Below are 24,305 nucleotides of genomic sequence, written 5' to 3' on the forward strand. Positions count from 1 at the left end.
CCGGACCCACCGGACCCACCGGACCCACCGGGGTCCGCTGGAGCGGTAGGAGCGCCGGAGCCGGTGAGGGCGGTGTGCGAGAGGCTCCGGGAGAGGGCCGGGGCGGTGGAGGAGGGGACCCCGGGGCCCGTCGGGGCGGCGTTCGCGAGGGGTCCGGCGCCGTTCAGCAGGACGACCGTGAGGAGTCCGGCCGTGGGCAGGGTGCGCAGCCATGGAGTCACGTCGGTGACCCCCTCCCGGAACGGTTCGCCAAGACGGGTGCCGTGATCGACGCAACCAGCGTCACATGACGTCGTGATCCCGGCATCTCGACAGAAAGTGACGTCATTCGTGCACTTCAGAGGCCGTGGAACCCCGTCTTTTCACCAACTGGGCCCTCCTGCACGGTGGATCACCGTGTACGGGGGGCACCACCGTGATGGAGTACACGGGTGCGAGAGAATGGCGGCATGGAGATGCCGAGGAACGAACGGTCGCCGGAGAACCCTCAGATCCTGGTCGTCGGCCAGGACGGAATGGCTCTCGGCGGCACCGGGGACGAGGACTCCCGAGAGATCCCGGTGACGGAGATGGTGGAGCAGCCCGCCAAGGTGATGCGCATCGGCAGCATGATCAAGCAGCTGCTGGAGGAAGTGCGCGCCGCGCCCCTGGACGAGGCCAGCCGGGTCAGGCTCAAGGAGATCCACGCGAGCTCCGTCAAGGAGCTGGAGGACGGTCTCGCCCCGGAGCTCGTGGAGGAACTGGAGCGGCTCTCCCTGCCCTTCACGGACGAGGGGACCCCCAGCGACGCCGAACTGCGGATCGCGCAGGCCCAGTTGGTGGGCTGGCTGGAAGGGCTCTTCCACGGGATCCAGACGACCCTGTTCGCCCAGCAGATGGCGGCCAGGGCGCAGTTGGAACAGATGCGCCGTGCCCTTCCTCCGGGCGTCGGCGGTCTGGAGGGCGACGAGGACCCTCGTACGGGAGGCCGCTCGGGCGGACCGTACCTGTGACCACGCGGGCGGCCGAGCCGCCGCCGTCCCGGTGATCCCGGGTCACCCCGACCGTGACGGGCCCGGCACCCAGGTGCCGGGCCCGTTCCCGTGTCCGTCGCCGGAGCGTCTGCGGCACCCCGGCCGTCCGGGGAGTGCCCCGGGAGGCTAGGAGGGGTCGCCCGTGGAGACCTTGAGCTCGATCTCGGGCATCTTCTTGGGGTCGACGTCGTCACCGGCGGAGGGGAACTGGCCCATGATCGTGTCCTCGCCGTACGTGTTCTCGTCCACGCGCGTGACCTTCATCTGCCAACCGGCGGCCTGGAAGCAGGACTTCACCGAGCTGAGGTTCTTGAACTGGAAGTCCGGGACCTCGATCTTGTCCGGGTCGTTGTACGACTCCGTCGGGTCCGTGCACTTCTCGGTGTCGATCGTCTTCGACGTGTCCGGGCCCTTGTGCCCCGCGACCGCGCTGGACGACGGACTGGTGGTGCTGTGGCCGCCCTTGTCGTCGTCGCCGCTCCCGCCGTTCATGACGAGTGCCGTGATCAGGCCGCCGACCGCGATGAGCGCGACGAGGACCGAGCCGATCACGACCGGCTTGTTGCTCCTGGCGCCGCCCGGGCCGCCGGCGGCGGGCTGGGGGGACAGGTTGTACGGGGGAGGCGTGGAGGGGCCGTGCTGCCCGGCGTACGCGGCGGTCTGCGGCGGGGTCTGGTAGCCGCCCTGCTGCGGGTAGCCGTACGCCGGGGCGGGCGTCGGCGTGCCGTACGGGCCCGGCTGGTACGGCATCTGCACGGGGCCGGGGGCCGGGGTGCCCTGGTCGACCGGCGGGAACACGGCGGAGCCGACGCCGGAACCGCTCGGCGTCTGGGCGCCCGGCACGATGTTCGGCGCCACGGCCTGGAACGACTGGGCGACCCGGAGGCACTCGTCCCGCATCGTCTCGGCGCTCGGGAAACGTTCGTTCGGGTTCTTCTTCAGCGCGCGGGCGATCAGCGCGTCCACGGCCGGGGGCAGCGAGCGGTTGACCGAGGAGGCCGCGACCGGCTCCTCCTGGACGTGCGCGTAGGCGATGGCCAGCGGGGAGTCCGCCTCGAACGGCAGCCGTCCGGTGACCAGTTGGAACAGCATGATGCCGACCGAGTACAGGTCGGACCGGGCGTCGACGCCCCGGCCGAGGGCCTGCTCGGGGGAGAGGTACTGCGGGGTGCCGACGACCATGCCGGTCTGGGTCATGGAGGTGACGCCGGACTGCATGGCGCGGGCGATGCCGAAGTCCATGACCTTGACGACGTTGCGCTTGGTCATCATCACGTTGCCCGGCTTGATGTCCCGGTGGACCAGGCCCATCTCGTGGCTGATCTCCAGGGCCGCCAGCACGTCCGCGGTGATCTTCAGGGCCTTGTCGGCGGGCATGGCGCCGTACTGCTGGATGTCCGCGTCGAGGACCGAGCCGAGCGGCTTGCCCTCGATGTACTCCATGACGATGTACGGCGTCGTCATGCCGTCGAGCTCGTCCTCGCCGGTGTCGAAGACCGAGACGATGTTCGTGTGCGTGAGTTTGGCCACCGACTGGGCCTCGCGGCGGAAGCGCTCGCGGAAGGCCTGCTCGCGGCCGAGTTCGGTGTGCAGCGTCTTGATGGCGACCTGGCGGTCGAGCACCGAGTCGTAGGCGAGGTGCACCGAGGCCATGCCGCCCTCGCCGAGCAGATCGCGCAGCTGATAGCGGCCGCCGGCGACCGCACGCCCCGCGTACCGGCCCTGTGCGCCGTCCTGGCTCATCTTCTGCGTCCCCCGAGGCATCGGTGATCGATTGGCTTATTCCCGGCCAAGTCTGCCCCAGGGCACGGACACGTCAAGCTCGATGCCCGTTCCGTGACCGTCTGAGAAAGAAGCGTCGCGGAAGCGTTACAGGTGACGTACGGCCGGTACACGGAAATTGCACCCACGGCCTTCGGACGGGCTGGACGTCCGGTCCACTCACGCTCATCCCGGACCGGCGTCACGCGCGGAACCTGTAGCGTGGCCCGACGGAGACCGTAACAACCACCGCGCGGACCGCGGGCAGAAACGACGGCGAGGACTGATGGCACAGCAGCAGCGCGCTCAGGGCCCGTCCGACCCCGAGGCGACTGGCGGCGGTATGTCAGATGCGCCCGAGATGTGGGGTAACGGCGGGCTGGTCGGCGATGGCCGATATCGATTGACACACAGGCTCGGCCGGGGCGGCATGGCCGAGGTGTTCGCCGCCGAGGACGTGCGCCTGGGGCGGACCGTGGCGGTCAAGCTGCTGCGCGCCGATCTGGCCGAGGACCCCGTGTCCAAGGCGCGCTTCACGCGTGAGGCGCAGTCGGTCGCGGGGCTCAACCACCACGCGGTCGTCGCCGTGTACGACTCCGGCGAGGACGTCGTCGGGCACGGGGTCGTCCCGTACATCGTCATGGAGATCGTCGAGGGCCACACGATCCGCGACCTGCTGATCAACGCCGAGGCCCCCGGGCCCGAGCAGGCGCTGATCATCGTCTCCGGCGTCCTGGAGGCGCTGGCCTACTCGCACCAGCACGGCATCGTGCACCGCGACATCAAGCCGGCGAACGTGATCATCACGGAGACCGGCGCGGTCAAGGTGATGGACTTCGGCATCGCGCGCGCCCTGCACGGCGGCCAGGCCACGATGACCCAGACCGGCATGGTCATGGGCACCCCGCAGTACCTCTCCCCCGAGCAGGCGCTCGGCAAGGCCGTCGACCACCGCTCCGACCTGTACGCGACCGGCTGTCTGCTCTACGAACTCCTCGCGCTGCGGCCCCCGTTCACCGGGGAGACGCCGCTGTCGGTGGTCTACCAGCACGTCCAGGACATCCCGCTGCCTCCCTCGGAGGTCGACCGCGATGTGCCGCCGGAGCTCGACGGGCTCGTCATGCGCGCCCTCGCGAAGGACCCGGACGACCGGTTCCAGACCGCCGAGGAGATGCGCGGACTCGTCCAGTACGCGTTGCAGATGCTGTACGACCAGGGCAGCCACACCGGCACCTGGAACACCGGCCCGGTCGCCATGCCCGAGGCCTCGCACGGCCAGGCGGCCGGTTTCGCCGGCACGGCCACGCTGCCGCACCCCGGTGACTACGGCACCACGCAGATCCCGGCCCCGCTCATCCCGTCCTACGGGAACGGCGACGACGGCGGCTTCGAGGGTCACGGCAACCGGGGCAGCGGCCGCGGCAAGCTGCTGCTCCTCGCGGTCTTCGCGCTGATCGCCATCGCCGCGGGCGTCGCGTTCGCGATCAATCACGCCGGCAACGGCGGCCACGGGAAGACCGGCACCTCGCCGTCGCCGACCGTCTCGCACTCCAGCAAGACCGACGACTCCAGCGAGCAGCCCAGCGACGACACCACGGACGACTCCACGGGCGACGACACCTCGGACGGCTCGACCGACACCGGCGACGACACGGACTACCCCCCGTCGTACGAGCCGACCCGGAACGTCGACACCCAGCAGCCGACGTACCAGCCGACCAGCGAGCCGACGAAGCCGACGCCGAGCGCCACGACCCCGACGAGCGAGCCGACCACGCCGACGACGGAGCCGACGACCGAGGATCCGGGCGACGGCGGCACCGAGTCCCCCGCCGCGGGGGACCTGGGCTGACCCGGTCCGGACGGGTCCGCGCGGACCCGTGAGAGCGCACGTCCCACGCGCGCGGGGAGCCCACGAGGGGCTTCACGCGCGCGTGCGTCGTATCCGGGCCATCCGGTCGTCCTGGCGGATCGTCCGGTCGTCCTGAAATCATTCGGCCGCCCCGAATCATCCGGCCCTTCCGGATCATTCAGTGGTGCTGCTGTTCCGCCTGTCTGCGCGCCACGTAGGCCGCCGCCTGCGACCTGCGCTGCATTCCCAGTTTGGACAGCAGGCTCGACACGTAATTCTTGATCGTTTTCTCGGCGAGGTGCAGTCGCTCCCCGATCTGGCGGTTGGTGAGCCCTTCGCCGATCAGGTCGAGAATTCTGCGTTCCTGGTCGCTGAGGCGGGCGAGCCGGTCGTCGTCCTTGGCGGTGCCGCCGTCCCGCAGCCGCTCCAGGACGCGCGCGGTGGCCACCGGGTCGAGCAGGGACTTCCCGGCCGCGACGTCCCGTACGGCCGCGAGCAGCTCACGGCCGCGGATGGCCTTGAGGACGTAGCCCGAGGCGCCCGCCATGATCGCGTCGAACAGGGCCTCGTCGTCGGCGTACGAGGTCAGCATCAGGCATTTGACGTTCTCGTCCGCGGAGCGGATCTCCCGGCAGACCTCCACGCCGCTGCCGTCCGGGAGGCGCACGTCCAGGACGGCCACGTCCGGACGGGTGGCCGGGATCCGTACCAGCGCGTCGGCCGCCGTACCCGCCTCTCCCACCACTTCGATGTCGTCCTCGACCGAGAGCAACTCGTGGACACCGCGGCGGACGACTTCGTGGTCATCGAGGAGGAATACGGTGATTTTCCCGATTTCACGCACCCTGTCAGTGTCACACACGATCATGGGCATTGCCCCAGGTGAACTCTTCCCGAGCGCGGGGTGGCCGGGATAACGTGCCGGTGTTCCGGCCCCCTGCAAGGCTGTGACCAGTGCTGTGACCAGCGCCTGTTCCGACCCGTTCGATCTAGTAGGAAATTCACGTTTCCAAGTACTTGGATTTCCTATCAAAATCGCAGGTCAGAAGGGGTTTCACAGAAATGTGGAGCACTGGGTAACGTGGCAGTTGCAGGGCGCTCGCCGGGGCACCTGTCACGTCTGTTCCCGGCCGAGTGGCACCCACCCCGTGCACGGGTGCCGGAACAGGCGAGCCGCTCTCCCGAGCTCGAACCGCGAGCGAGGGGGACCCCAGCCTTCCGGCAACCCCGGGGGCCGGACCGACGGAGGAGCACACGTGACCGTGGAGAGCACTGCCGCGCGCAAGCCGCGACGCAGCGCCGGTACGAAGAGCGCCGCGAGCGCCAGTACGACCGGGACCAAGAGCGCCGCGAGCAGGCGCGCCGGCGCGGCCGCCGGTAAGTCGCCCGGGGCGACGGGCGGTGAGCCGCAGCTCGTTCAGCTGCTGACCCCGGAAGGCAAGCGGGTCAAGGACGCCACGTACGACCCGTACGTCGCCGACATCACCCCCGACGAGCTGCGCGGGCTGTACCGGGACATGGTCCTGAGCCGCCGCTTCGACGCGGAGGCCACCTCCCTGCAGCGCCAGGGCGAGCTGGGCCTGTGGGCCTCGATGCTCGGCCAGGAGGCCGCCCAGATCGGTTCCGGCCGCGCCACCCGCGCCGACGACTACGTCTTCCCGACCTACCGCGAGCACGGCGTCGCCTGGTGCCGCGGGGTCGACCCGACCAACCTGCTCGGCATGTTCCGGGGTGTGAACAACGGCGGCTGGGACCCCAACGGCAACAACTTCCACCTGTACACGATCGTCATCGGCTCGCAGGCGCTGCACGCCACCGGTTACGCCATGGGCGTCACCAAGGACGGCGCCGACTCGGCCGTGATCGCGTACTTCGGTGACGGCGCCTCCAGCCAGGGCGACGTCATGGAGGCCTTCAACTTCGGCGCGGTCTACAACGCGCCCGTCGTGTTCTTCTGCCAGAACAACCAGTGGGCGATCTCCGAGCCGACCGAGCGCCAGATGCGCGTGCCGCTCTACCAGCGCGCGCAGGGCTTCGGCTTCCCCGGCATCCGCGTCGACGGCAACGACGTCCTCGCCTGCCTGGCGGTCACCAAGTGGGCGCTGGAGCGGGCCCGCAACGGCGAGGGCCCCACCCTGGTCGAGGCGTACACCTACCGCATGGGCGCGCACACCACCTCCGACGACCCCACCCGCTACCGGGGCGACGACGAGCGTGCGGCCTGGGAGGCGAAGGACCCGATCCTGCGCCTGCGCGCCCACCTGGAGGCCGCGAACCACGCGGACGAGTCGTTCTTCGCGGAACTCGAGGCCGAGAGCGAGGCGTTGGGCAAGCGGGTGCGCGACGTGGTGCGGGCCATGCCTGACCCGGACCACTTCGCCATCTTCGAGAACGTGTACGCGGACGGGCACGCGCTCGTCGACGAGGAGCGCGCCCAGTTCGCCGCCTACCAGGCGTCGTTCGCGGACGCGGTGGAGGGCAAGTAGCCATGACGACGGAAAAGATGGCGCTGGCCAAGGCGATCAACGAATCGCTGCGCACGGCCCTCGACGCCGACCCCAAGGTCCTCGTCATGGGCGAGGACGTCGGCAAGCTCGGCGGTGTCTTCCGGGTCACCGACGGGCTCCAGAAGGACTTCGGCGAGGAGCGGGTCATCGACACCCCGCTCGCCGAGTCGGGCATCGTGGGCACCGCGATCGGCCTGGCCCTGCGCGGCTACCGCCCGGTCGTGGAGATCCAGTTCGACGGGTTCGTCTTCCCGGCGTACGACCAGATCGTCACCCAGCTCGCGAAGATGCACGCGCGGGCGCTCGGCAAGATCAAGCTCCCCGTCGTCATCCGCATCCCCTATGGCGGCGGCATCGGCGCGGTCGAGCACCACTCGGAGTCCCCCGAGGCGCTCTTCGCGCACGTGGCGGGCCTGAAGGTGGTCTCTCCCTCGAACGCCGGCGACGCCTACTGGATGATGCAGCAGGCCATCCAGAGCGACGACCCGGTGATCTTCTTCGAGCCCAAGCGGCGCTACTGGGACAAGGGCGAGGTCGACAAGGACGCCATCCCCGGTCCGCTGCACAAGGCGCGGGTGGCCCGCGAGGGCGCCGACCTGACCCTGGCCGCGTACGGCCCGATGGTGAAGGTCTGCCTGGAGGCCGCCGCGGCCGCCCAGGAGGAGGGCAAGTCGATCGAGGTCCTGGACCTGCGCTCGATGTCGCCGATCGACTTCGACTCGATCCAGGCCTCGGTCGAGAAGACCCGCCGCCTGGTCGTGGTGCACGAGGCGCCGGTGTTCCTCGGCACGGGCGCGGAGATCGCGGCCCGCATCACCGAGCGGTGCTTCTACCACCTGGAGGCGCCCGTCCTGCGGGTCGGCGGCTATCACGCCCCGTACCCGCCGGCCCGCCTGGAGGAGGAGTACCTTCCGGGCCTGGACCGGGTGCTCGACGCCGTCGACCGCTCGCTGGCGTACTAGGAGAGAGTCGTGACGACGATGACTGAGAACGCGTCGGGACTCCGCGAGTTCAAGATGCCCGACGTGGGCGAGGGGCTCACCGAGGCGGAGATCCTCAAGTGGTACGTCCAGGTCGGTGACACGGTCACCGACGGCCAGGTCGTGTGCGAGGTCGAGACCGCCAAGGCCGCGGTCGAACTGCCGATCCCGTACGACGGCGTGGTGAGCGAGCTCCGCTTCCCCGAGGGCACGACGGTGGACGTCGGCCAGGTGATCATCGCGGTGGACGTCTCCGGTGGCGCGGCGCCCGCTCAGGCGGCCCCGGCCGCCGAACAGGCCCCCGCCGCCCCGGCCGTCACCGCGGAGGTCCCCGCCGAGGAGGCCAAGCCCGAGGGCCGCAAGCCGGTCCTCGTCGGGTACGGCGTGGCGGAGTCCTCCACCAAGCGGCGCCCCCGCAAGGGCGTCGAGACCCCGGCCCAGCAGGGCGGGACGATGTACGCGGCCACCGCCATCCAGGGCGAGCTCAACGGCCACGGGTCCGCCCCGCAGCAGCGGCCCCTGGCCAAGCCCCCGGTCCGCAAGCTCGCCAAGGACCTCGGGGTCGACCTGGCGACGGTCACCCCGTCGGGCCCGGACGGCATCATCACGCGTGAGGACGTGCACGCCGCGGCCGCCCCGGCACAGGCGCCCGCTCCGGTCGCGGTCCCGGCCGCGGTTCCGGCTCCGCAGGCCCCGGCCCGCGTCCAGCCGCAGGCTCCGGCCCCGGTCGCGTCGTACGACGGCGCGCGCGAGACCCGGATCCCGGTCAAGGGTGTCCGCAAGGCGACGGCCAACGCGATGGTGGGCTCGGCGTTCACCGCGCCGCACGTCACCGAGTTCGTGACGGTCGACGTGACGCGCACCATGCGCCTGGTCGAGGAGCTCAAGCAGGACAAGGACATGCAGGGGCTGCGGGTCAACCCGCTGCTGCTGGTCGCCAAGGCCCTGCTCGTCGCGATCAAGCGCAACCCGGACGTCAACGCGTCCTGGGACGAGGCCAACCAGGAGATCGTCCAGAAGCACTACGTGAATCTGGGCATCGCCGCCGCCACTCCCCGCGGTCTGATCGTGCCGAACATCAAGGACGCCCATTCCAAGACCCTGCCGCAGCTGGCCGAGTCGCTGGGCGAACTGGTGGCCACGGCCCGTGAGGGCAAGACCTCGCCGGCCGCGATGCAGGGCGGCACGGTGACGATCACCAACGTCGGCGTCTTCGGCGTCGACACGGGCACGCCGATCCTCAACCCCGGTGAGTCCGCGATCCTCGCGGTGGGCGCGATCAAGCTCCAGCCCTGGGTCCACAAGGGCAAGGTGAAGCCCCGTCAGGTCACCACGCTGGCGCTGTCCTTCGACCACCGCCTGGTCGACGGCGAGCTCGGCTCCAAGGTCCTGGCCGACACCGCGGCCGTCCTGGAGCAGCCGAAGCGTCTGATCACCTGGGCGTGAGCCGACCGGCCGCGCGGGCCTGACCCCCGCCGGCCGTCCGGAACACCGGAGGGGCCCGCCGCGCATCGCGCGGCGGGCCCCTCTTTCTGTCTGTGGTGCTGTGTCCGCGGGCTTTAGCGGGCGAAGCTGTAGTTCAGCAGCTTCTTGGCGTCGTCCGTACGGACCGTGGCCGAGCTGGAGGCGAGCACCGTGCCGATGATCGTCTTGCCGTTGCGGGTGGCGGCGAAGACGAGGCAGTACTTCGCCTCGGGGCCCGAACCGGTCTTGACGCCGATCGTGCCGGAGTAGCCGGTCAGCAGCGGCTTGTTGGTGTTCTCCCACGTGTAGTAGCGGTAGCCGCCACTCGAGGTCGTCACCTTCTGCTTGGTGGTCACGGTCTTGACGACCGACTTGAACGTCGAGTTCTTCATGGCGCTGCTGGCGAGCTTCGTCAGGTCACGAGGCGTCGAGTAGTTGGCACCGTGGCCGACGCCGTCGAACGAGTCGAAGTGGGTGTTCGTCATGCCGAGGCTCCGCGCGGTGGTGTTCATCTTGCCGATGAACGACTTCACGCGGGCGGCGCGGGTCGAGCCCGAGCCGAACTTGTCGGCGAGCGCGTAGGCGGCGTCACAGCCGGACGGCAGCATCAGACCGTAGAGGAGCTGTTTGACGGTGACCTTGTCACCGACGATCAGGTGGGCCGAGGAGACGTAACCGCTGTCGACGATGTAGTTGCTGTACGCGCTCGAGACCGTGACCTTGGCGTCCAGGTTCAGGTTCGGCTGGGACAGCACCACCTTGGCCGTCATGATCTTCGTGGTGGAACCGGTGGACAGCTTGGTGTCCGCGGCCTTCTTGTAGAGGGTCGCACCGGTCCCGTTGTTCATGGTGTATCCGCCCTTGGCGGAGATCGTGGGCGTGGCCACGGCGCCCGCCGGCGCGGCGCCGAAGGCTCCGGCTGCCAGCACGGCGCCGGTGGTGAGGGTCACAGCGGCGGCCCTGCGGAAACGCGTGCCCTTAATGCCGGTAATCAAAATGAACGCTCCGAATGCGCGAAATGCCCCTGAGAGACAGGCACATGGCAGTGCCGTCCCACGTTCAGACTCGCGGAGGACGCAAAGGGATGTGCGGCAAACGGATGAAATTCACGTGACCTGGGTTACACGCGGGGGCTGTTGAGGTCCACATGCCGAAACGCCGCCGGGCATGCGTACGTGTTGTATCTATGATGTGCTCATGGCTTCAGCACCGCCCGCGCCGATGCGCCCTCCCGTCAAGCAGCCGCCGGCAGCCGACCGTGTCTACGCGCACGTCAAAGAGGGGGTCCTGGAGCGCCGTTACGAGGGCGGGGCCCTGCTCACCGAGGGCGAGCTCGCCGACGCGGTGGGCGTCTCGCGCACCCCGGTCCGTGAGGCGCTGCTCCGCCTGGAGGCCGAGGGCCTGATCAAGCTCTACCCGAAGAAGGGCGCGCTCGTCCTGCCGGTCTCCGCCCAGGAGATCGCGGACGTGGTCGAGACCCGCCAGCTCGTGGAGGAGCACGCCGCGCGCAAGGCCGTACCGGCGTCGCCGCAGCTCCTGGCCCGGCTGGAGGAACTGCTGGAGCGGCAGAAGGAGCAGGCCGCCGCCGGGGACCTGGCCGGCGCGGCCGTCACCGACCGCTGCTTCCACGCCGAGATCGTCCGCAGCGGCGGCAACGAGATCCTGTCCCGGCTCTACGACCAGCTCCGCGACCGGCAGTTGCGGATGGGGGTCGCCGTGATGCACGCCCACCCCGACCGGATCACCAAGACGCTCGTCGAGCACGAACAGATCCTCCGGGCACTGCGCTCCGGCGACGCCGACGCGGTCGTCGGCCTCATCCACGGACACGTCAGCTGGTTCTCCAACCTGGCCCGGGGCGAGGTCCGATGAGCTCCTCGGCCACCCTGCCCGGCGACCCGCCCGGAGGCCGGCGCGCGGTCGCCGTCTGGACCATCGGCGTCTCGGTCTACTTCGTCGCGGTCATCTTCCGTACGTCCCTGGGGGTGGCCGGGCTCGACGCGGCGGAGCGCTTCCACGTGGGCGCCTCCGCCCTGTCCACCTTCTCCATCCTCCAGCTCCTCGTGTACGCGGGCATGCAGATACCGGTCGGGCTGCTGGTCGACCGGCTCGGCACCAAGAAGGTGCTGACCATCGGCGTCCTGCTGTTCACCGCGGGGCAGCTCGGCTTCGCGTTCTCCCCGTCGTACGGCACGGCGCTCGCCTCGCGCGCCCTGCTGGGCTGCGGTGACGCGATGACGTTCATCAGCGTGCTGCGGCTCGGTACCCGTTGGTTCCCCGCCCGGCGCGGACCGCTCGTCGCCCAGCTCGCGGGCCTGGCCGGTATGGCCGGCAACCTCGTGTCGACGCTCGTGATCGCCCGGCTGCTGCACGGGGTGGGCTGGACGGCCGCGTTCGCCGGCAGCGCCGCCGCCGGCGTGCTCGTCCTCGTCCTCCTGCTGTTGTTCCTGGAGGACCACCCCGAGGGCCACCGGCCGGAGCCGTTCCCGCACCGGGGCGCCGCCTACGTCCGGCGCCAGATCGCCGCGGCCTGGCGGGAACCCGGCACCCGGCTCGGTCTGTGGGTGCACTTCACCACGCAGTTCCCGGCGATGGTGTTCCTGCTGCTGTGGGGGATGCCGTTCCTCGTCCAGGCGCAGGGCCTCACCCGGGCCACGGCCGGTGAGCTGCTCACGCTCGTCGTCCTGTCCAACATGGGCGCCGGACTGGTGTACGGACAGATCGTCGCCCGGCACCACACCGCGCGGCTGCCGCTGGCGCTGGGCACGGTCGCGGCGACGGCCGTCGTGTGGGCGGGGGTGCTGGTGTACCCCGGCGAGCACGCGCCGATGTGGCTGCTGGTCGTGCTGTGCGCGGTGCTCGGGTTCTGCGGGCCGGCCTCGATGCTGGGCTTCGACTTCGCGCGGCCGGCGAACCCGCCGGAGCGCCAGGGGACCGCGTCCGGGATAACCAACATGGGCGGTTTCGTCGCCTCGATGACGACGCTGCTGGCCATCGGCGTCCTGCTCGACGCCACCGGCGACGACTACCGGGTCGCCTTCGCCGCCGTGTTCGTGCTCCAGGCGGCCGGGCTGAGCCAGATCCTCCGGCTGCGGGAGCAGGCGGCCCGCCGGGAGCGGGAGCGGCTGGTGGCCAGCCGGGTGGAGACGGTGCACGTACCGGCGTGACCGCCGGCGGGGGCCGCGCCGTCCCCCTGCCGTTCGGCCCGGTGCCCCGCCCGGCGGCGCCGGGTCCCCGGGTGCCGGAGGGGCCGGGTCCGCCCGCGAGGTCACGGGCGCGACCGCCCGCACGTCACGGCGGGGAGGAACCGTCCCGCCCGGTCATGACGCGGCGAACCGCCCCGCCCGGCACGACGGGGGCGACCGCCCGTCCGCTACGGCGTGACGGCGAGGCGGCGCAGGATCGCCGCGGCCAGTTCGGGGTCGCCCTCGGCCTTGACGCGGTCGGACACGGCGTCGGGGTGGACGCGGCCGCAGGCGAGCCGGACGAAGGTCTCCCAGTCGAGGCCGAGGCTCACCGCGGGACCGAGGGACGGGGCACCGTCTATGGTTCCGCGCCCGTCGGCGTCGACACGGACGGTGCGCAGGAACTCGACGGGGCCGTGCACGTCGAAGACGACCGCGGAGTTCGCCGGCGCCCCCGCGTCCTTGGCGACGACCTTCGGCAGCGCGGCCAGGAGCTGGTCCCGCACGATCACCGAACCGGGGGAGTCGAGGTTCCCCGGCCGGCCCAGCGTCCACCGCAGGTCCTGCTCGTGCACCCACACGTCGAAGGCGCGGTTGCGCATCGCCTGTTCGAGGGTGATCTCGGTGCCGAGCGGACCGCGCACCTTGGCGTCGGGCTGCCGCGACTCGTTCCGCAGCTGCCGGTTGCGGCGGATGATCGTGTACTCCAGCTCGGAGGTCATCTCCGGCGCCGTGTGGTGGCGGCGCACGTCGACCTGCATCTCCATGTACCGCTGGTGTTCGGTCGTGACGTGGTAGAGGTCGCGGGGAAGGGTGTGGATCGGCCGGGGGTCGCCGAGCATCTCGCAGTCCAGCCCGATGACGTGCGAGACGACGTCACGGACCGACCAGGCGGGACACGGGGTCCGCCGGTTCCACTCGCCCTCCACAAGCGGCTGCACCAGCTCGGATATCGCTTCGATCGAGTGGGTCCAGGCGTCGGCGTAGGACTGAAGGCTCGGATGCAGACTCACGGAACGGGACCCCTCGGGCGGTCGGACGCGGGCATTTCACAGGCAGCGGGTGTCTTGGGACGCTAAGTTACGCTGCTGTGAGGCACCCCGGCAGTGCTTTCGTGTGACGATCGTAGGCCCGTATCGACGGCTCGAATGCCAGGACGGTGGTAGTGTGCGCGCCTCGCTCCTCCAGATCGACGTAAACGACGACGAATCGGTCGCGTCCCGCAGACGGCGCGTGGCCGACCTGGTGCGTGATCAAGCCGGAGTCGATCTCGTCGTCCTCCCCGAGCTGTGGACCACCGGCGCTTTCGCCTACGAGGAGTTCGCGGCGCAGGCCGAACCGCTCCGGGGGCCGACCCACGAGGCGATGAGCAAGGCGGCGAGCGACGCGGGCGTGTGGCTGCACGCCGGCTCGATCCCCGAGGGGGCCGAGGGCGGGACCGGCTCCGCGGCCGAGGGCGCGCTCTACAACACCTCCCTCGTCTACTCCCCCGCCGGCGAGCTCGTCGCCTCCTACCGCAAGATCCACCGCTTCGGTTTCGACCAGGGCGAGGCCGTCCTGATGGGCGCGGGCACGGAACTGGTGACGGTGGAGCTGCCGGAGACCGTCGTCGGCGTCGCCACCTGCTACGACCTGCGCTTCCCCGAACTGTTCCGCGGACTCGTCGACGCGGGGGCGCAGACCTTCGTCCTCCCGGCGGGCTGGCCCGAGCGGCGCCGCGCCCACTGGACCCTGCTCGCCCGGGCGCGCGCCGTCGAGAACCAGGCGTACGTCCTCGCCTGCGGAACGGCCGGTACGCACGCGGGGGTTCCCCAGGCCGGTCACTCGATCGTGGTCGACCCCTGGGGAGAGGTCCTCGCCGAGGCGGGCCCTGGTGAGGAGGTCCTCACGGTGGACCTCGACCCGGCGAAGGTCGCGGTGACCCGGGAACAGTTCCCGGCCCTCAAGGACCGTCTGCTGGGCCTGGACACCCCCGCCCGCTGACCGGCTGCGCCCGCCCGGGGACCTGCCGCCGCACGTCCCCGGAGCGGTCGCCCCGCACCCCTCGGTCGGCTCAGTCGATCCCCCGTTCCTTCTCCGCCAGATGGATCACGCACACCGCGACCGCGATCAGCAGCGCCGGATCGGCGTCCTCCCGGACGACGTCCACGCCGTAGGTGTCGCGGAGGTGGAGCCAGCGCCGGGAGATCTGGGCGAGGAGTTCGCCGTCGTATTCGACGGCGAACTCGCGGTCGAGGATCTTGCCGCTGACGTCGAGTTCGGTGCCGTCGACCAGCGCCACGCGATAGTGGTTGCGGAGCAGGGACCAGCGCTTGCGCTTGATGGTCGCGAGCGGGTCGCCGTCCCGTTCGATGATCATCGTGTCGCGCAGCGCGAACATCTTCTGGTGGATGTCGATCAGGACGCGTCCGTCGGTGTCCTTCAGCTGGAAGGTGTCCCGCAGCCGCATGGCCTTGCCGTCGACGAGGAAGGCCTTGTCGCCGTGGTCGTCCTCGATCCAGTAGTCGTCACCGAGGCCGAGCAGCCGGTCACGTACGAGGTATCTCATGCCGTCACCGGTTCCCCGGCGGGCGCTCCGAAACGCCGCCGGTAGGCCGACGGGCTGAGTCCGGTGGCCCGCCGCACCCGCTCCCGCAGGTTCGCGGCGGTCCCGAGCCCGCTGCGGTCGGCCACCACGTCGAGCCGGACCTCACCGCGCTCGATGAGCCGGCAGGCGAGGGCGACCCGCTCCGCCGTCAGCCAGGCCAGCGGGGTCGTGCCGAGCTGGGCGCGGAAGCGGCGGTGCAGCGTCGCCGGGCTGACGGCGGCGTACGCGGCGAGGTCCCCGACCGTCAGCGGTTCGCCGAGCCGCTCCTGCGCCCAGGCCAGCAGGGGCGCCAGCGACTCGCCCCGTACGTCGGGCAGCGGCCGTTGCACGAACTGGCGCCGGTCCCCGTCGCGGTGCGCGGCGAAGACCAGCCGGCGCGACACCGCGTTCGCGATCTCCGCGCCGTGATCGTGCCGCACGAGGTGCAGCCCGAGATCGAGCGCGGCCGCACTGCCCGCCGCGGTCAGCACGTCCCCCTCGTCCACGAAGAGCACGTCCGGGTCGAGCAGCACGCGCGGGTGCAGCTCCCGGAAGAGGTCCGTCCAGCGCCAGTGGGTGGTGGCGCGCCGCCCGTCGAGCAGCCCCGCCTCGGCGAGCGCGAAGGATCCGGTGCAGAAGCTCACCACCCGGGCCCCGCGCGCGTGGCAGTGCCGGACGGCGTCCAGGACGGCGGGCCGGCGCGGTACGACGTTGTCGGGACGCCCGGGGACGACGAGGGTGTCGGCGTCGTCCACCGCGTCGAGGCCGGGGACCCCGCTCAGCGTGAAGAACCCGTGGTTCATGCGGACCCCGGGCGTGGGGGTGCACAGGGTCAGCTCGTAGAGGGGCTCGGGCCGCCCCAGTTCGGGCCGGGGAAGTCCGAACAGCTCCGTGGCGACGCCGACTTCGAAGGGGTTCGTCCCCTCGTCGACGATCACGGCGACGCGGTGGGGCCGACGCGGCGCGGGCGGTGCCGGCTCGCGCGCGCCGGAGGACTCCGGGACCACGGGACGGTGCGGCGCGGGCCGTGCGGGCTCGCGTGCGCCGACGGGCTCCGGGGCCACGGGACGGTGCGAGGATCCTTGCGGCATACGCGATTTCTAGCACTCGCGGGGGTGCCGGGGGCCGCGGACGATGAACGCATGACCAGCACACCCGCCCGCCGCGGCGAACCCGTCTCCCTCTCCGCCGCCCTCGCCTCCTTCGACGAGCTGTGGAGCCCCCGCATCGTGACCGCCGTCAACGACTACGACGTGCGCGTCGCGAAGGTCGAGGGCGAACACGTCTGGCACGTGCACGACCACACGGACGAGTTCTTCCTGGTCCTGGAGGGCGAACTGACCATCGCGCTCCGCGAACCGGCCGGGGAGCGGACCGTCGTCCTTCCCAAGGGTTCCGTCTGCACCGTCCCGCGCGGAACCGAGCACAAGCCGTCCGCCCCCGCCGGCGCGTCGATCCTCATGTTCGAACCCACCGGCACCCTCACGGTCGGCGACCGCCACGAGGAGATCCCCGCCCACGTGGACGCGACGACGGGCCACGCCCTGGACTGACTCCCGGCCGCGCGCCGGTCCGGGAGTGCCGGGTCCGAGCGCCGTGGTGACACCCTTGACCGCATGAACGCCGCCTCCCCCGCCCCGCGCCGTGTCCGTGTCCGTGCTCCCCGGCTCGTCGGCAAGGGCGGGTGGCTGAACACCGGCGGGAAGGAACTCACCCTCGCGGAACTGCGGGGCAAGTGCGTCGTCGTGGATTTCTGGACCTTCTGCTGCATCAACTGCCTGCACGTCCTCGACGAGTTGCGCGAGCTGGAGGAGAAGCACCGGGACACCGTCGTCATCGTCGGGGTGCACTCGCCGAAGTTCGCGCACGAGGCGGAGCACCGGGCGGTCGTCGACGCCGTGGAGCGGTACGGGGTGGAGCACCCGGTGCTCGACGATCCGGAGCTCGCGACCTGGAAGCAGTACGCCGTGCGGGCCTGGCCGACGCTCGTGGTGATCGACCCCGAGGGGTACGTCGTCGCCCAGCACGCCGGTGAGGGGCACGTCCACGCCATCGAGCGGCTGGTGGAGGAGCTGGAGGCCGAGCACGCGGCGAAGGGCACCCTGCGCCGCGGCGACGGACCGTACGTGGCGCCCGAACCCGAGCCGACCGCGCTGCGCTTCCCGGGCAAGGCGCTCCTCCTGTCGAACGGCAACCTGCTGGTCAGCGACACGACCCGGCATCAGCTGGTGGAGCTGGAGGAGGACGGCGAGACGGTCGTCCGGCGCATCGGGTCCGGCGACCGGGGCTTCGTGGACGGCGGCGCCGGGGAGGCGGGGTTCAGCGAGCCGCAGGGTCTCGCGCTGCTCGACGAGGGGGCGGTCGTCGTGGCGGACACGGTGAACCACGCGCTGCGCCGGGTCGATCTCGCGACCGGCGCGGTCACCACGCTCGCGGGCACCGGCCGCCAGTGGTGGCAGGGGTCGCCGACGTCGGGACCGGCGCGCGAGGTCGATCTGTCCTCGCCGTGGGACGTGGCCCTGTTCGACGGGAGGGTCTGGATCGCCATGGCCGGGGTGCACCAGCTGTGGGCGTACGACCCGGCGACCGGGACCGTCGAGGTCACCGCGGGCACCAGGAACGAGGGGCTGGTCGACGGACCGGGGCCCGAGGCGTGGTTCGCGCAGCCGTCGGGTCTCGCCGCCACCGCGGACCGGCTCTGGCTGGCCGACTCCGAGACCTCGGCGCTGCGCTGGGTCGACCCGGACGGGTCGGTGCACACGGCCGTCGGCACGGGGCTGTTCGACTTCGGTCACCGCGACGGGGCCGCCGGACAGGCCCTGCTCCAGCACCCGTTGGGCGTCACGGCGCTGCCGGACGGTTCGGTCGCGGTCGGCGACACCTACAACCACGCGCTGCGCCGGTACGACCCCGCGACGGGCGAGGTGACCACGCTGGCCACGGATCTCAGGGAGCCGAGCGACGCCGTGCTCGTCGGGGACGACATCGTGGTGGTGGAGTCCGCCCGGCACCGGCTGACCCGGCTGCGGCTGCCCGAGGAGGCCGTGCGGGTGGAGCCGGTCGCCCGTCGCACGCAGCGCGCGGCCACCGACGTGACCCCCGGGACGGTCCGGCTGGACGTGATCTTCCAGGCGCCGGCCGGGCAGAAGCTGGACACGCGGTACGGCCCGTCCACCCGGCTGCTCGTCTCCGCGACGCCGCCCGAGCTGCTGCTCGCCGGGGAGGGCGCCGGAACCGGTCTCTCGCGGGCGCTGGAGCTGAACCCCGCCGTCGGGCGGGGCGTGCTGCACGTGTCGGCGACGGCGGCGTCCTGCGACGACGATCCGGCCGGTCAGCACCCCGCCTGCCATGTCCACCAGCAGGACTGGGGTGTGCCGGTCCGCCTCACGAAGAGCGGTGCGGACCGGCTGCCCCTGGTCCTCGCGGGCATGGACGCCTGACCGGGCTCACACGCCGTAGCCGTCGGAGTAGCCGTCCCGGCGGTGCCGGTCGTCGTCCACGACGGTCGCCGCCGGCGGTACGACGACGCGCCTGCGCCGCGCGATGCTGCTGAAGGTGGTCACGCCGATCAGTCCGACGATCATGAGGATCACACCGACCAGGTGAAGGTTGACCCCCTGCATGTGCCAGTCGGTCGCGAACGTGAGGATCGCCCCCGCGCCGATCAGGATGATGCATCCGCCCAGGCCCATGGGTGTCGTCTCCTTGGAATAGCAACTCCGAGTAGTTCCGGACCCGTTCCGGGTACCCGGGACCTCGCGGGCCATGCGGAGGCGATCCCTCGCACCGCCGTGCGCCGCCTTCTCCGGAAGGCGGCGCACGTTCCGCCCCGTGGCGGAGGGCGGTTCACGTCACGCGGCGGAGGGCTGTCCCTCCAGGAACGCCACCAGCGCGTTCGTCAGGAGGAACGGGTCGTCGGAGCCGCAGAGTTCACGGGCGCTGTGCATGGACAGGATGGCCACGCCGATGTCGACCGTCCTGATGCCGTGCCGTGCCGCGGTGATGGGGCCGATGGTGGTGCCGCAGGGCATGGAGTTGTTGGAGACGAAGGACTGGAAGGGCACACCGGCCTTCTCGCAGGCGGCGGCGAACACGGACCGGCCCGAACCGTCGGTGGCGTAGCGGTTGTTGACGTTCACCTTGAGGATGGGGCCGCCGTTGACGCGCGGGTGGTGCGTCGGGTCGTGGCGCTCGGCGTAGTTGGGGTGCACGGCGTGGCCGGTGTCGCAGGAGAGGCAGACGGTGCCGGCGAAGGCGCGTGCCCGGTCCTCGTAGGAACCGCCGCGGGCGAAGACAGAACGTTCCAGCACGCTGCCGAGCAGCGGTCCGTCGGCGCCGGTGTCGCTCTGCGAGCCGTTCTCCTCGTGGTCGAAGGCGGCGAGGACCGGGATGTACGAGAGGTGGGAGTCGGCCGCCGCGACCGCCGCCAGCGCGGCCGTGGCCGCGTGCACGGACAGCAGGTTGTCCATGCGCGGCCCCGCGAGCAGTTCGTTGTCGCGGCCCAGGTAGGCGGGAGCCTCGACGGAGTGGGTCATCAGGTCCCAGCCGGTGACCTGGCCCGCGGGAAGTCCGGACTCCTCCTCCAGGAAGGAGATCAGGTCGCCCTCGCGGGCGTCGCCGAGTCCCCAGACGGGCTGGAGGTGGCGCTGCTTGTCGAGCTTGAGCCCGTCGTTGACGGAACGGTCGAGGTGGATGGCGAGCTGCGGCACGCGCAGCAGCGGCCGGCCCACGTCGACCAGGCGGGTCGAGCCGTCCCGCAGGGACAGCCGTCCGGCCAGGCCGAGGTCCCGGTCGAGCCAGGAGTTCAGCAGCGGCCCGCCGTAGATCTCCACGGCGATCTGCCGCCAGCCGTGCGCCCCGGTGTCCGGCAGCGGCTTGACCCGCAGGTTCGGGGAGTCGGTGTGAGCGCCGATGATCCGGAACGGTGTGTGCGGTTCGGCGCCCTCGGGCACGTACCAGGCGATGATCGCCCCTCCGCGCAGTACGTACTTCCCGCCGCTGGTCCCTTCCCACGCGTCGGTCTCGGCGACCTGACGGAACCCGGCCTTCTCCAGCCGCTCGGCGGCGGTCGCCACGGCGTGGTACGGCGTCGGGCTCGCGGCGAGGAAGGACATGAGGTCGTCGGTGTGGCCGCGGTCGAAGCGGGTGGGTGCACTCATGGGTTCACCTTAACGACGCACGAGAGCCCGCTCCCGGCGTTGGGAACGGGCCCTCGTAAGGGGGATGTGAAGGGTGGACACCTCGGGACACCCGATCGGATCGTCGGGTTCCGGTTCGGTGCCCGACCGGCCCGACGGGACCGGAAGAGGTCTTAGAAGGCGGCCTCGTCCAGCTCCATCAGGTCCAGGTCGACGCCCTCGGCGAGCTTGCGGGCGCCGGTGACGCCCGGCAGCACGTTGGCGGCGAAGAACTTCGCGGCCGCGATCTTGCCGGTGTAGAACGCCTTGTCCTTGGCGGAGGCGGTCTCCAGCTTCTCCGCGGCGACGGCGGCACCGCGCAGCAGCAGGTAGCCGACGACCACGTCACCGGAGGCCATCAGGAGGCGGGTGGTGTTGAGACCCACCTTGTAGATGTTCTTGACGTCCTGCTCGGTGGCGGCGAGGTCGGTCAGCATCAGGCCGACGATGGCCTCCAGCTCCACGGCGGCCTTGGCGAGCTGCTCGCGGGCGGCGGACAGCTCCTCGCCGCCCGTGCCGATGGCCAGGAACTTCTTGATGTCCTCGGCCAGGGAGTTCAGCGCCGCGCCCTGGTTGCGGACGATCTTCCGGAAGAAGAAGTCCTGGCCCTGGATCGCGGTGGTGCCCTCGTACAGCGTGTCGATCTTGGCGTCGCGGATGTACTGCTCGATCGGGTACTCCTGGAGGAAGCCGGAGCCGCCGAAGATCTGGAGCGACTGGGCGAGCAGCTCGTAGCCCTTCTCGGAGCCGTAGCCCTTCACGATCGGCAGGAGGAGGTCGTTCAGGGCCTCGGCGGCGGAGGTGTCCTCGCCGGCGGCCTCCTTGAGCTGGATCTCGTCCTGGACCGCGGCCGTGTGCAGGACCAGGGCGCGCATGCCCTCGGCGTACGCCTTCTGCGTCATGAGCGAGCGGCGCACGTCCGGGTGGTGCGTGATGGTGACCTTGGGCGCGGTCTTGTCCATGAAGTTCGCCAGGTCGGTGCCCTGGACGCGCTCCTTGGCGTACTCCAGCGCGTTCAGGTAGCCCGTCGACAGCGTGGAGATGGCCTTCGTGCCGACCATCATGCGGGCGAACTCGATGATGCGGAACATCTGGCGGATGCCGTCGTGCTTGTCGCCGATCAGCCAGCCCTTGGCGGGGTGGCGGTCGCCGAAGGTCATCTCGCAGGTGTTGGAGGCCTTGAGGCCCATCTTGTGCTCGACGTTCGTCGCGTACACGCCGTTGCGCTCGCCCAGCTCGCCGGTCTCGAAGTCGAACTCGTACTTCGGGACGAGGAAGAGGGACAGGCCCTTGGTGCCGGGGCCGTGGCCCTCGGGGCGGGCGAGGACGTAGTGGAGGATGTTCTCCTCCATGTCGTGCTCACCGGAGGTGATGAAGCGCTTCACGCCCTCGATGTGCCAGGAGCCGTCCTCCTGCTGGATCGCCTTGGTGCGGCCGGCGCCCACGTCGGAGCCGGCGTCCGGCTCGGTGAGCACCATGGTGGAGCCCCACTGCTTCTCCACGGCGACCTTGGCGATGTGCTTCTGGACCTCGTTGCCCTCCTCGAAGAGGATGCCCGCGAACGCGGGGCCGGAGGAGTACATCCAGACGGCCGGGTTCGCGCCGAGGATCAGCTCCGCGTAGGCCCAGATCAGGGAGCGCGGCGAGGTGGAGCCGCCGATCTCCTCGGGCACGCCGAGGCGCCAGTACTCGGAGTCCATGAACGCCTTGTACGACTTCTTGAAGGAGGCCGGGACCGGCGCGGTGTTGGTCTCGGGGTCGAAGACCGGCGGGTTGCGGTCGGCGTCCGTGAAGGACTCGGCCAGCTCGTTCTCCGAGAGGCGGGTCAGCTCCTCCAGGATGCTCTTGGCGGTGTCCGTGTCCATCTCCGCGAACGGGCCGGTGCCGTACAGCTTGTCGCGCCCGAGCACCTCGAAGAGGTTGAACTCGATGTCGCGGAGATTCGACTTGTAGTGCCCCATGGCGACGGCTCCGTAAGAGATCGGCGAGGCACTGACTCCTCGCATCTATGTACACGTACCAGCAAGTAGCTAAGATGATGCTACCCGCCAGTAATAAGAAGCAACCCCGGGTGGGCCATATGTGGCCCACTACTCTTTGACGCATGTACGGCTACGAGCAGAACGCGGGCGCCCAGCAGGGGTACGTCCCGCCGCAGCAGCAGATGCCCGGCCAGATGCCGGACGGGCAGCAGATGCCCGGTGGATACGGCCAGCAGCCGCCCCTGTATCCCGAGCCGTCCCCGCCGTCCCTGCCGGACGCGGTCCGCGCCTTCACCACGGGCGCCATGGCGGCCGAGGACTTCCAGCAGGTCTTCGCCACCTCGAAGGTCTACTGTCCGCGCGGCGACAACCCCGGATTCCTGGCGCTGCACAACACGCAGCAGCCCGTCATCCCGATGTTCAGCTCGCTCAAGGAGCTGCGCCGGTACGCGGGCAAGGAGTCCAAGTACTTCGTGATTACCGGGGCCGAGGTGATCGACCTGCTGCCCACGGGCTACGGCTTCGTGATCGACATGGAGGGCAAGCACCGGATGGTCTTCGACGCGAAGGCCGTGGAGCAGATGGTGGACTTCGCGATGCGCCGTATGTACGGCTGACGGTCCGCCGCGGGTGCTGCCGGCGCCCCGGTGTCCGCTCGGCCGGATGCTTCTCGAACCTGTGACGCCCGGAGGGAATGCCCTCCGGGCGTCGTTCGTTACGGGTAGCAGAAAGTTCAACTCTCAACTAAACTCGAAGCGCAAGGAGGTACCGACATGCCCGCAGTGACTGTCGAGAACCCGCTGGCCCTGCCCCGTGTGGCCGTGCCGGCCGGTGCGGTGGAGCGTCCCGTGCTGACCGTGACGACCGCGCCCCAGGGCTTCGAGGGCGAGGGTTTTCCGGTCCGCCGCGCGTTCGCCGGGATCAACTACCGTCACCTCGACCCGTTCATCATGATGGACCAGATGGGTGAGGTGGAGTACGCGCCGGGCGAGCCCAAGGGCACCCCCTGGCACCCGCACCGCGGCTTCGAGACCGTGACCTACATCATCGACGGGATATTCGACCACCAGGACTCCAACGGTGGCGGCGGCACCATCACCAACGGCGACACCCAGTGGATGACGGCGGGGTCCGGTCTGCTCCACATCGAGGCGCCGCCGGAGCACCTCGTGACGTCGGGCGGGCTCTTCCACGGGCTCCAGCTGTGGGTGAACCTGCCGGCCAAGGACAAGATGATGGCCCCCAGGTACCAGGACATCCGGGGCGGCACCGTGCAGCTGCTCAGCACCCCGGACGGCGGCGCGCTCCTGCGCGTCATCGCCGGTGAGCTCGACGGCCACCAGGGACCGGGCATCACGCACACCCCGATCACCATGGTCCACGCCACGCTGCGGCCGGGCGCCGAGATCACCCTGCCGTGGCGCGAGGACTTCAACGGCCTCGCCTACGTGCTGGCCGGACGCGGCGGCGTGGGTGCGGACCGCCGACCGGTCCGCACCGGCCAGACCGCCGTCTTCGGCGCGGGCTCCTCGCTGACCGTCCGGGCGGACGAGAAGCAGGACTCCAACACGCCCGACCTGGAGGTCGTGCTGCTCGGCGGCCGGCCGATCCGTGAGCCGATGGCCCACTACGGCCCGTTCGTGATGAACACCCGCGACGAGCTCCAGCAGGCCTTCGAGGACTTCCAGAAGGGCCGCCTGGGGACGATCCCGGCGGTGCACGGGATGTCGTCGGAGGGCGGACCGCGGTCCTAGGACCTCGCGGGCGGCAGCGCTCCGGGAAGGCCCCGTCCGGCTCACGGACGGGGCCTTCCCGTGC

21 protein-coding genes and 1 pseudogene are annotated in these 24,305 nt (G+C 70.8%); 12 read left to right on the forward strand and 10 right to left on the reverse strand.

The genetic code is table 11. The features are described from left to right. A pseudogene (locus tag CW362_RS44120) lies at positions 1-221 on the reverse strand (hypothetical protein); the annotation flags it as partial. Positions 222-449: 228 nt separating this feature from the next. Between CW362_RS44120 and CW362_RS29220 the strand changes: the two are divergent. Then, the gene (locus tag CW362_RS29220) at positions 450-992 is read left to right on the forward strand and encodes a bacterial proteasome activator family protein (RefSeq protein WP_037614800.1); all 543 of its coding nucleotides are present in this window, start codon (positions 450-452) and stop codon (positions 990-992) included. 147 nt (positions 993-1,139) lie between these two features. On the opposite strand, the gene CW362_RS29225 is transcribed toward CW362_RS29220, so the two are convergent. After that, positions 1,140-2,756, reverse strand: a complete 1,617-nt coding sequence (locus tag CW362_RS29225) for a protein kinase domain-containing protein (protein ID WP_103552609.1) — start codon at positions 2,754-2,756, stop codon at positions 1,140-1,142. Between the two features lie 304 nt (positions 2,757-3,060). On the opposite strand from CW362_RS29225, the gene CW362_RS29230 reads away from it, so the two are divergent. Further along, positions 3,061-4,626: a protein kinase domain-containing protein gene (locus CW362_RS29230; RefSeq protein ID WP_103552610.1), complete on the forward strand. Its 1,566-nt coding sequence runs from the start codon at positions 3,061-3,063 to the stop codon at positions 4,624-4,626. Positions 4,627-4,804: 178 nt separating this feature from the next. Here CW362_RS29230 and CW362_RS29235 read toward each other — a convergent pair whose 3' ends face one another. Next, positions 4,805-5,470, reverse strand: a complete 666-nt coding sequence (locus tag CW362_RS29235) for a response regulator (protein WP_103552639.1) — start codon at positions 5,468-5,470, stop codon at positions 4,805-4,807. Between the two features lie 412 nt (positions 5,471-5,882). Between CW362_RS29235 and pdhA the strand changes: the two genes are divergently transcribed. The 3 genes from pdhA to CW362_RS29250 are packed head-to-tail and all read left to right on the forward strand — an operon-like array spanning position 5,883 to position 9,559. Continuing rightward, positions 5,883-7,112 carry a pyruvate dehydrogenase (acetyl-transferring) E1 component subunit alpha gene (gene pdhA, locus CW362_RS29240; protein WP_103552611.1) on the forward strand — a complete coding sequence of 410 codons (1,230 nt, stop codon included), beginning with the start codon at positions 5,883-5,885 and terminating at the stop codon, positions 7,110-7,112. Positions 7,113-7,114: 2 nt separating this feature from the next. After that, the gene (locus CW362_RS29245) at positions 7,115-8,095 is read left to right on the forward strand and encodes an alpha-ketoacid dehydrogenase subunit beta (protein WP_103552612.1); all 981 of its coding nucleotides are present in this window, start codon (positions 7,115-7,117) and stop codon (positions 8,093-8,095) included. Between the two features lie 9 nt (positions 8,096-8,104). Further along, positions 8,105-9,559 carry a dihydrolipoamide acetyltransferase family protein gene (locus CW362_RS29250; protein WP_103552613.1) on the forward strand — a complete coding sequence of 485 codons (1,455 nt, stop codon included), beginning with the start codon at positions 8,105-8,107 and terminating at the stop codon, positions 9,557-9,559. 113 nt (positions 9,560-9,672) lie between these two features. On the opposite strand, the gene CW362_RS29255 is transcribed toward CW362_RS29250, so the two are convergent. After that, positions 9,673-10,572 (reverse strand): D-alanyl-D-alanine carboxypeptidase family protein, encoded by a 900-nt coding sequence (locus CW362_RS29255; RefSeq protein ID WP_103552614.1) that lies wholly within the window; start codon positions 10,570-10,572, stop codon positions 9,673-9,675. Positions 10,573-10,774: 202 nt separating this feature from the next. On the opposite strand from CW362_RS29255, the gene CW362_RS29260 reads away from it, so the two are divergent. Both CW362_RS29260 and CW362_RS29265 read left to right on the forward strand, forming a co-directional pair. Beyond that, positions 10,775-11,449: a GntR family transcriptional regulator gene (locus CW362_RS29260; RefSeq protein ID WP_240658096.1), complete on the forward strand. Its 675-nt coding sequence runs from the start codon at positions 10,775-10,777 to the stop codon at positions 11,447-11,449. Then, positions 11,446-12,744, forward strand: coding sequence for an MFS transporter (locus tag CW362_RS29265; protein ID WP_103552616.1), 1,299 nt, complete (start codon positions 11,446-11,448; stop codon positions 12,742-12,744). Before CW362_RS29260 ends, CW362_RS29265 begins: the two co-directional genes overlap by 4 nt. Before the next feature lie 206 nt (positions 12,745-12,950). Here the strand turns inward: CW362_RS29265 and CW362_RS29270 are convergent, their stop codons facing one another. Then, positions 12,951-13,775, reverse strand: coding sequence for a maleylpyruvate isomerase family mycothiol-dependent enzyme (locus CW362_RS29270; protein ID WP_103552617.1), 825 nt, complete (start codon positions 13,773-13,775; stop codon positions 12,951-12,953). 154 nt (positions 13,776-13,929) lie between these two features. On the opposite strand from CW362_RS29270, the gene CW362_RS29275 reads away from it, so the two are divergent. After that, positions 13,930-14,745 carry a carbon-nitrogen family hydrolase gene (locus CW362_RS29275; RefSeq protein ID WP_103552618.1) on the forward strand — a complete coding sequence of 272 codons (816 nt, stop codon included), beginning with the start codon at positions 13,930-13,932 and terminating at the stop codon, positions 14,743-14,745. A 70-nt stretch (positions 14,746-14,815) separates the two neighbouring features. Here CW362_RS29275 and CW362_RS29280 read toward each other — a convergent pair whose 3' ends face one another. After that, positions 14,816-15,310, reverse strand: a complete 495-nt coding sequence (locus CW362_RS29280) for an LURP-one-related/scramblase family protein (protein ID WP_103552619.1) — start codon at positions 15,308-15,310, stop codon at positions 14,816-14,818. Continuing rightward, entirely contained in the window at positions 15,307-16,266 is a 960-nt protein-coding gene (locus CW362_RS29285; protein WP_240658098.1) for a GlxA family transcriptional regulator, read from the reverse strand. Before CW362_RS29285 ends, CW362_RS29280 begins: the two co-directional genes overlap by 4 nt. 204 nt (positions 16,267-16,470) lie before the next feature. Here CW362_RS29285 and CW362_RS29290 point away from each other — a divergent pair, with 204 nt between their 5' ends. Further along, positions 16,471-16,881, forward strand: a complete 411-nt coding sequence (locus CW362_RS29290; RefSeq protein ID WP_103552621.1) for a cupin domain-containing protein — start codon at positions 16,471-16,473, stop codon at positions 16,879-16,881. Between the two features lie 63 nt (positions 16,882-16,944). Further along, complete coding sequence (locus CW362_RS29295) at positions 16,945-18,768, forward strand: NHL domain-containing thioredoxin family protein (protein WP_103552622.1); 1,824 nt, start codon at positions 16,945-16,947, stop codon at positions 18,766-18,768. A gap of 6 nt (positions 18,769-18,774) precedes the next feature. Here the strand turns inward: CW362_RS29295 and CW362_RS29300 are convergent, their stop codons facing one another. The 3 genes from CW362_RS29300 to CW362_RS29310 all read right to left on the reverse strand — a co-directional run bounded on the left by CW362_RS29300 (position 18,775) and on the right by CW362_RS29310 (position 22,466). Further along, positions 18,775-19,020 (reverse strand): DUF6458 family protein, encoded by a 246-nt coding sequence (locus CW362_RS29300; RefSeq protein ID WP_103552623.1) that lies wholly within the window; start codon positions 19,018-19,020, stop codon positions 18,775-18,777. Positions 19,021-19,179: 159 nt separating this feature from the next. Further along, positions 19,180-20,487, reverse strand: coding sequence for a M18 family aminopeptidase (locus CW362_RS29305; RefSeq protein WP_103552624.1), 1,308 nt, complete (start codon positions 20,485-20,487; stop codon positions 19,180-19,182). 152 nt (positions 20,488-20,639) lie between these two features. Then, on the reverse strand, positions 20,640-22,466 hold the full coding sequence (locus tag CW362_RS29310) for an acyl-CoA dehydrogenase (RefSeq protein ID WP_103552625.1): 1,827 nt from the start codon (positions 22,464-22,466) through the stop codon (positions 20,640-20,642). 143 nt (positions 22,467-22,609) lie between these two features. On the opposite strand from CW362_RS29310, the gene CW362_RS29315 reads away from it, so the two are divergent. After that, on the forward strand, positions 22,610-23,104 hold the full coding sequence (locus CW362_RS29315) for an SseB family protein (RefSeq protein WP_103552626.1): 495 nt from the start codon (positions 22,610-22,612) through the stop codon (positions 23,102-23,104). A gap of 156 nt (positions 23,105-23,260) precedes the next feature. Beyond that, a complete protein-coding gene (locus CW362_RS29320; RefSeq protein ID WP_103552627.1) occupies positions 23,261-24,241 on the forward strand; it encodes a pirin family protein in 981 nt (326 codons plus the stop codon). Positions 24,242-24,305 lie beyond the last annotated feature (64 nt).

The sequence above is a fragment of the Streptomyces populi genome, from assembly GCF_002911015.1.
Taxonomy (GTDB): Bacteria; Actinomycetota; Actinomycetes; order Streptomycetales; family Streptomycetaceae; genus Streptomyces; species Streptomyces populi.

Coding starts and splice junctions, on each gene's coding strand:
- CW362_RS29225 (WP_103552609.1), bottom strand. CDS start 2,756: ATGAGCCAGGACGGCGCACAGGGCCGGTACGCGGGGCGTGCGGTCGCC.
- CW362_RS29315 (WP_103552626.1), top strand. CDS start 22,610: ATGTACGGCTACGAGCAGAACGCGGGCGCCCAGCAGGGGTACGTCCCG.
- CW362_RS29280 (WP_103552619.1), bottom strand. CDS start 15,310: ATGAGATACCTCGTACGTGACCGGCTGCTCGGCCTCGGTGACGACTAC.
- CW362_RS29320 (WP_103552627.1), top strand. CDS start 23,261: ATGCCCGCAGTGACTGTCGAGAACCCGCTGGCCCTGCCCCGTGTGGCC.
- CW362_RS29300 (WP_103552623.1), bottom strand. CDS start 19,020: ATGGGCCTGGGCGGATGCATCATCCTGATCGGCGCGGGGGCGATCCTC.
- CW362_RS29220 (WP_037614800.1), top strand. CDS start 450: ATGGAGATGCCGAGGAACGAACGGTCGCCGGAGAACCCTCAGATCCTG.
- CW362_RS29260 (WP_240658096.1), top strand. CDS start 10,775: ATGGCTTCAGCACCGCCCGCGCCGATGCGCCCTCCCGTCAAGCAGCCG.
- CW362_RS29295 (WP_103552622.1), top strand. CDS start 16,945: ATGAACGCCGCCTCCCCCGCCCCGCGCCGTGTCCGTGTCCGTGCTCCC.
- CW362_RS29265 (WP_103552616.1), top strand. CDS start 11,446: ATGAGCTCCTCGGCCACCCTGCCCGGCGACCCGCCCGGAGGCCGGCGC.
- CW362_RS29245 (WP_103552612.1), top strand. CDS start 7,115: ATGACGACGGAAAAGATGGCGCTGGCCAAGGCGATCAACGAATCGCTG.
- CW362_RS29305 (WP_103552624.1), bottom strand. CDS start 20,487: ATGAGTGCACCCACCCGCTTCGACCGCGGCCACACCGACGACCTCATG.
- CW362_RS29310 (WP_103552625.1), bottom strand. CDS start 22,466: ATGGGGCACTACAAGTCGAATCTCCGCGACATCGAGTTCAACCTCTTC.
- CW362_RS29290 (WP_103552621.1), top strand. CDS start 16,471: ATGACCAGCACACCCGCCCGCCGCGGCGAACCCGTCTCCCTCTCCGCC.
- CW362_RS29230 (WP_103552610.1), top strand. CDS start 3,061: ATGGCACAGCAGCAGCGCGCTCAGGGCCCGTCCGACCCCGAGGCGACT.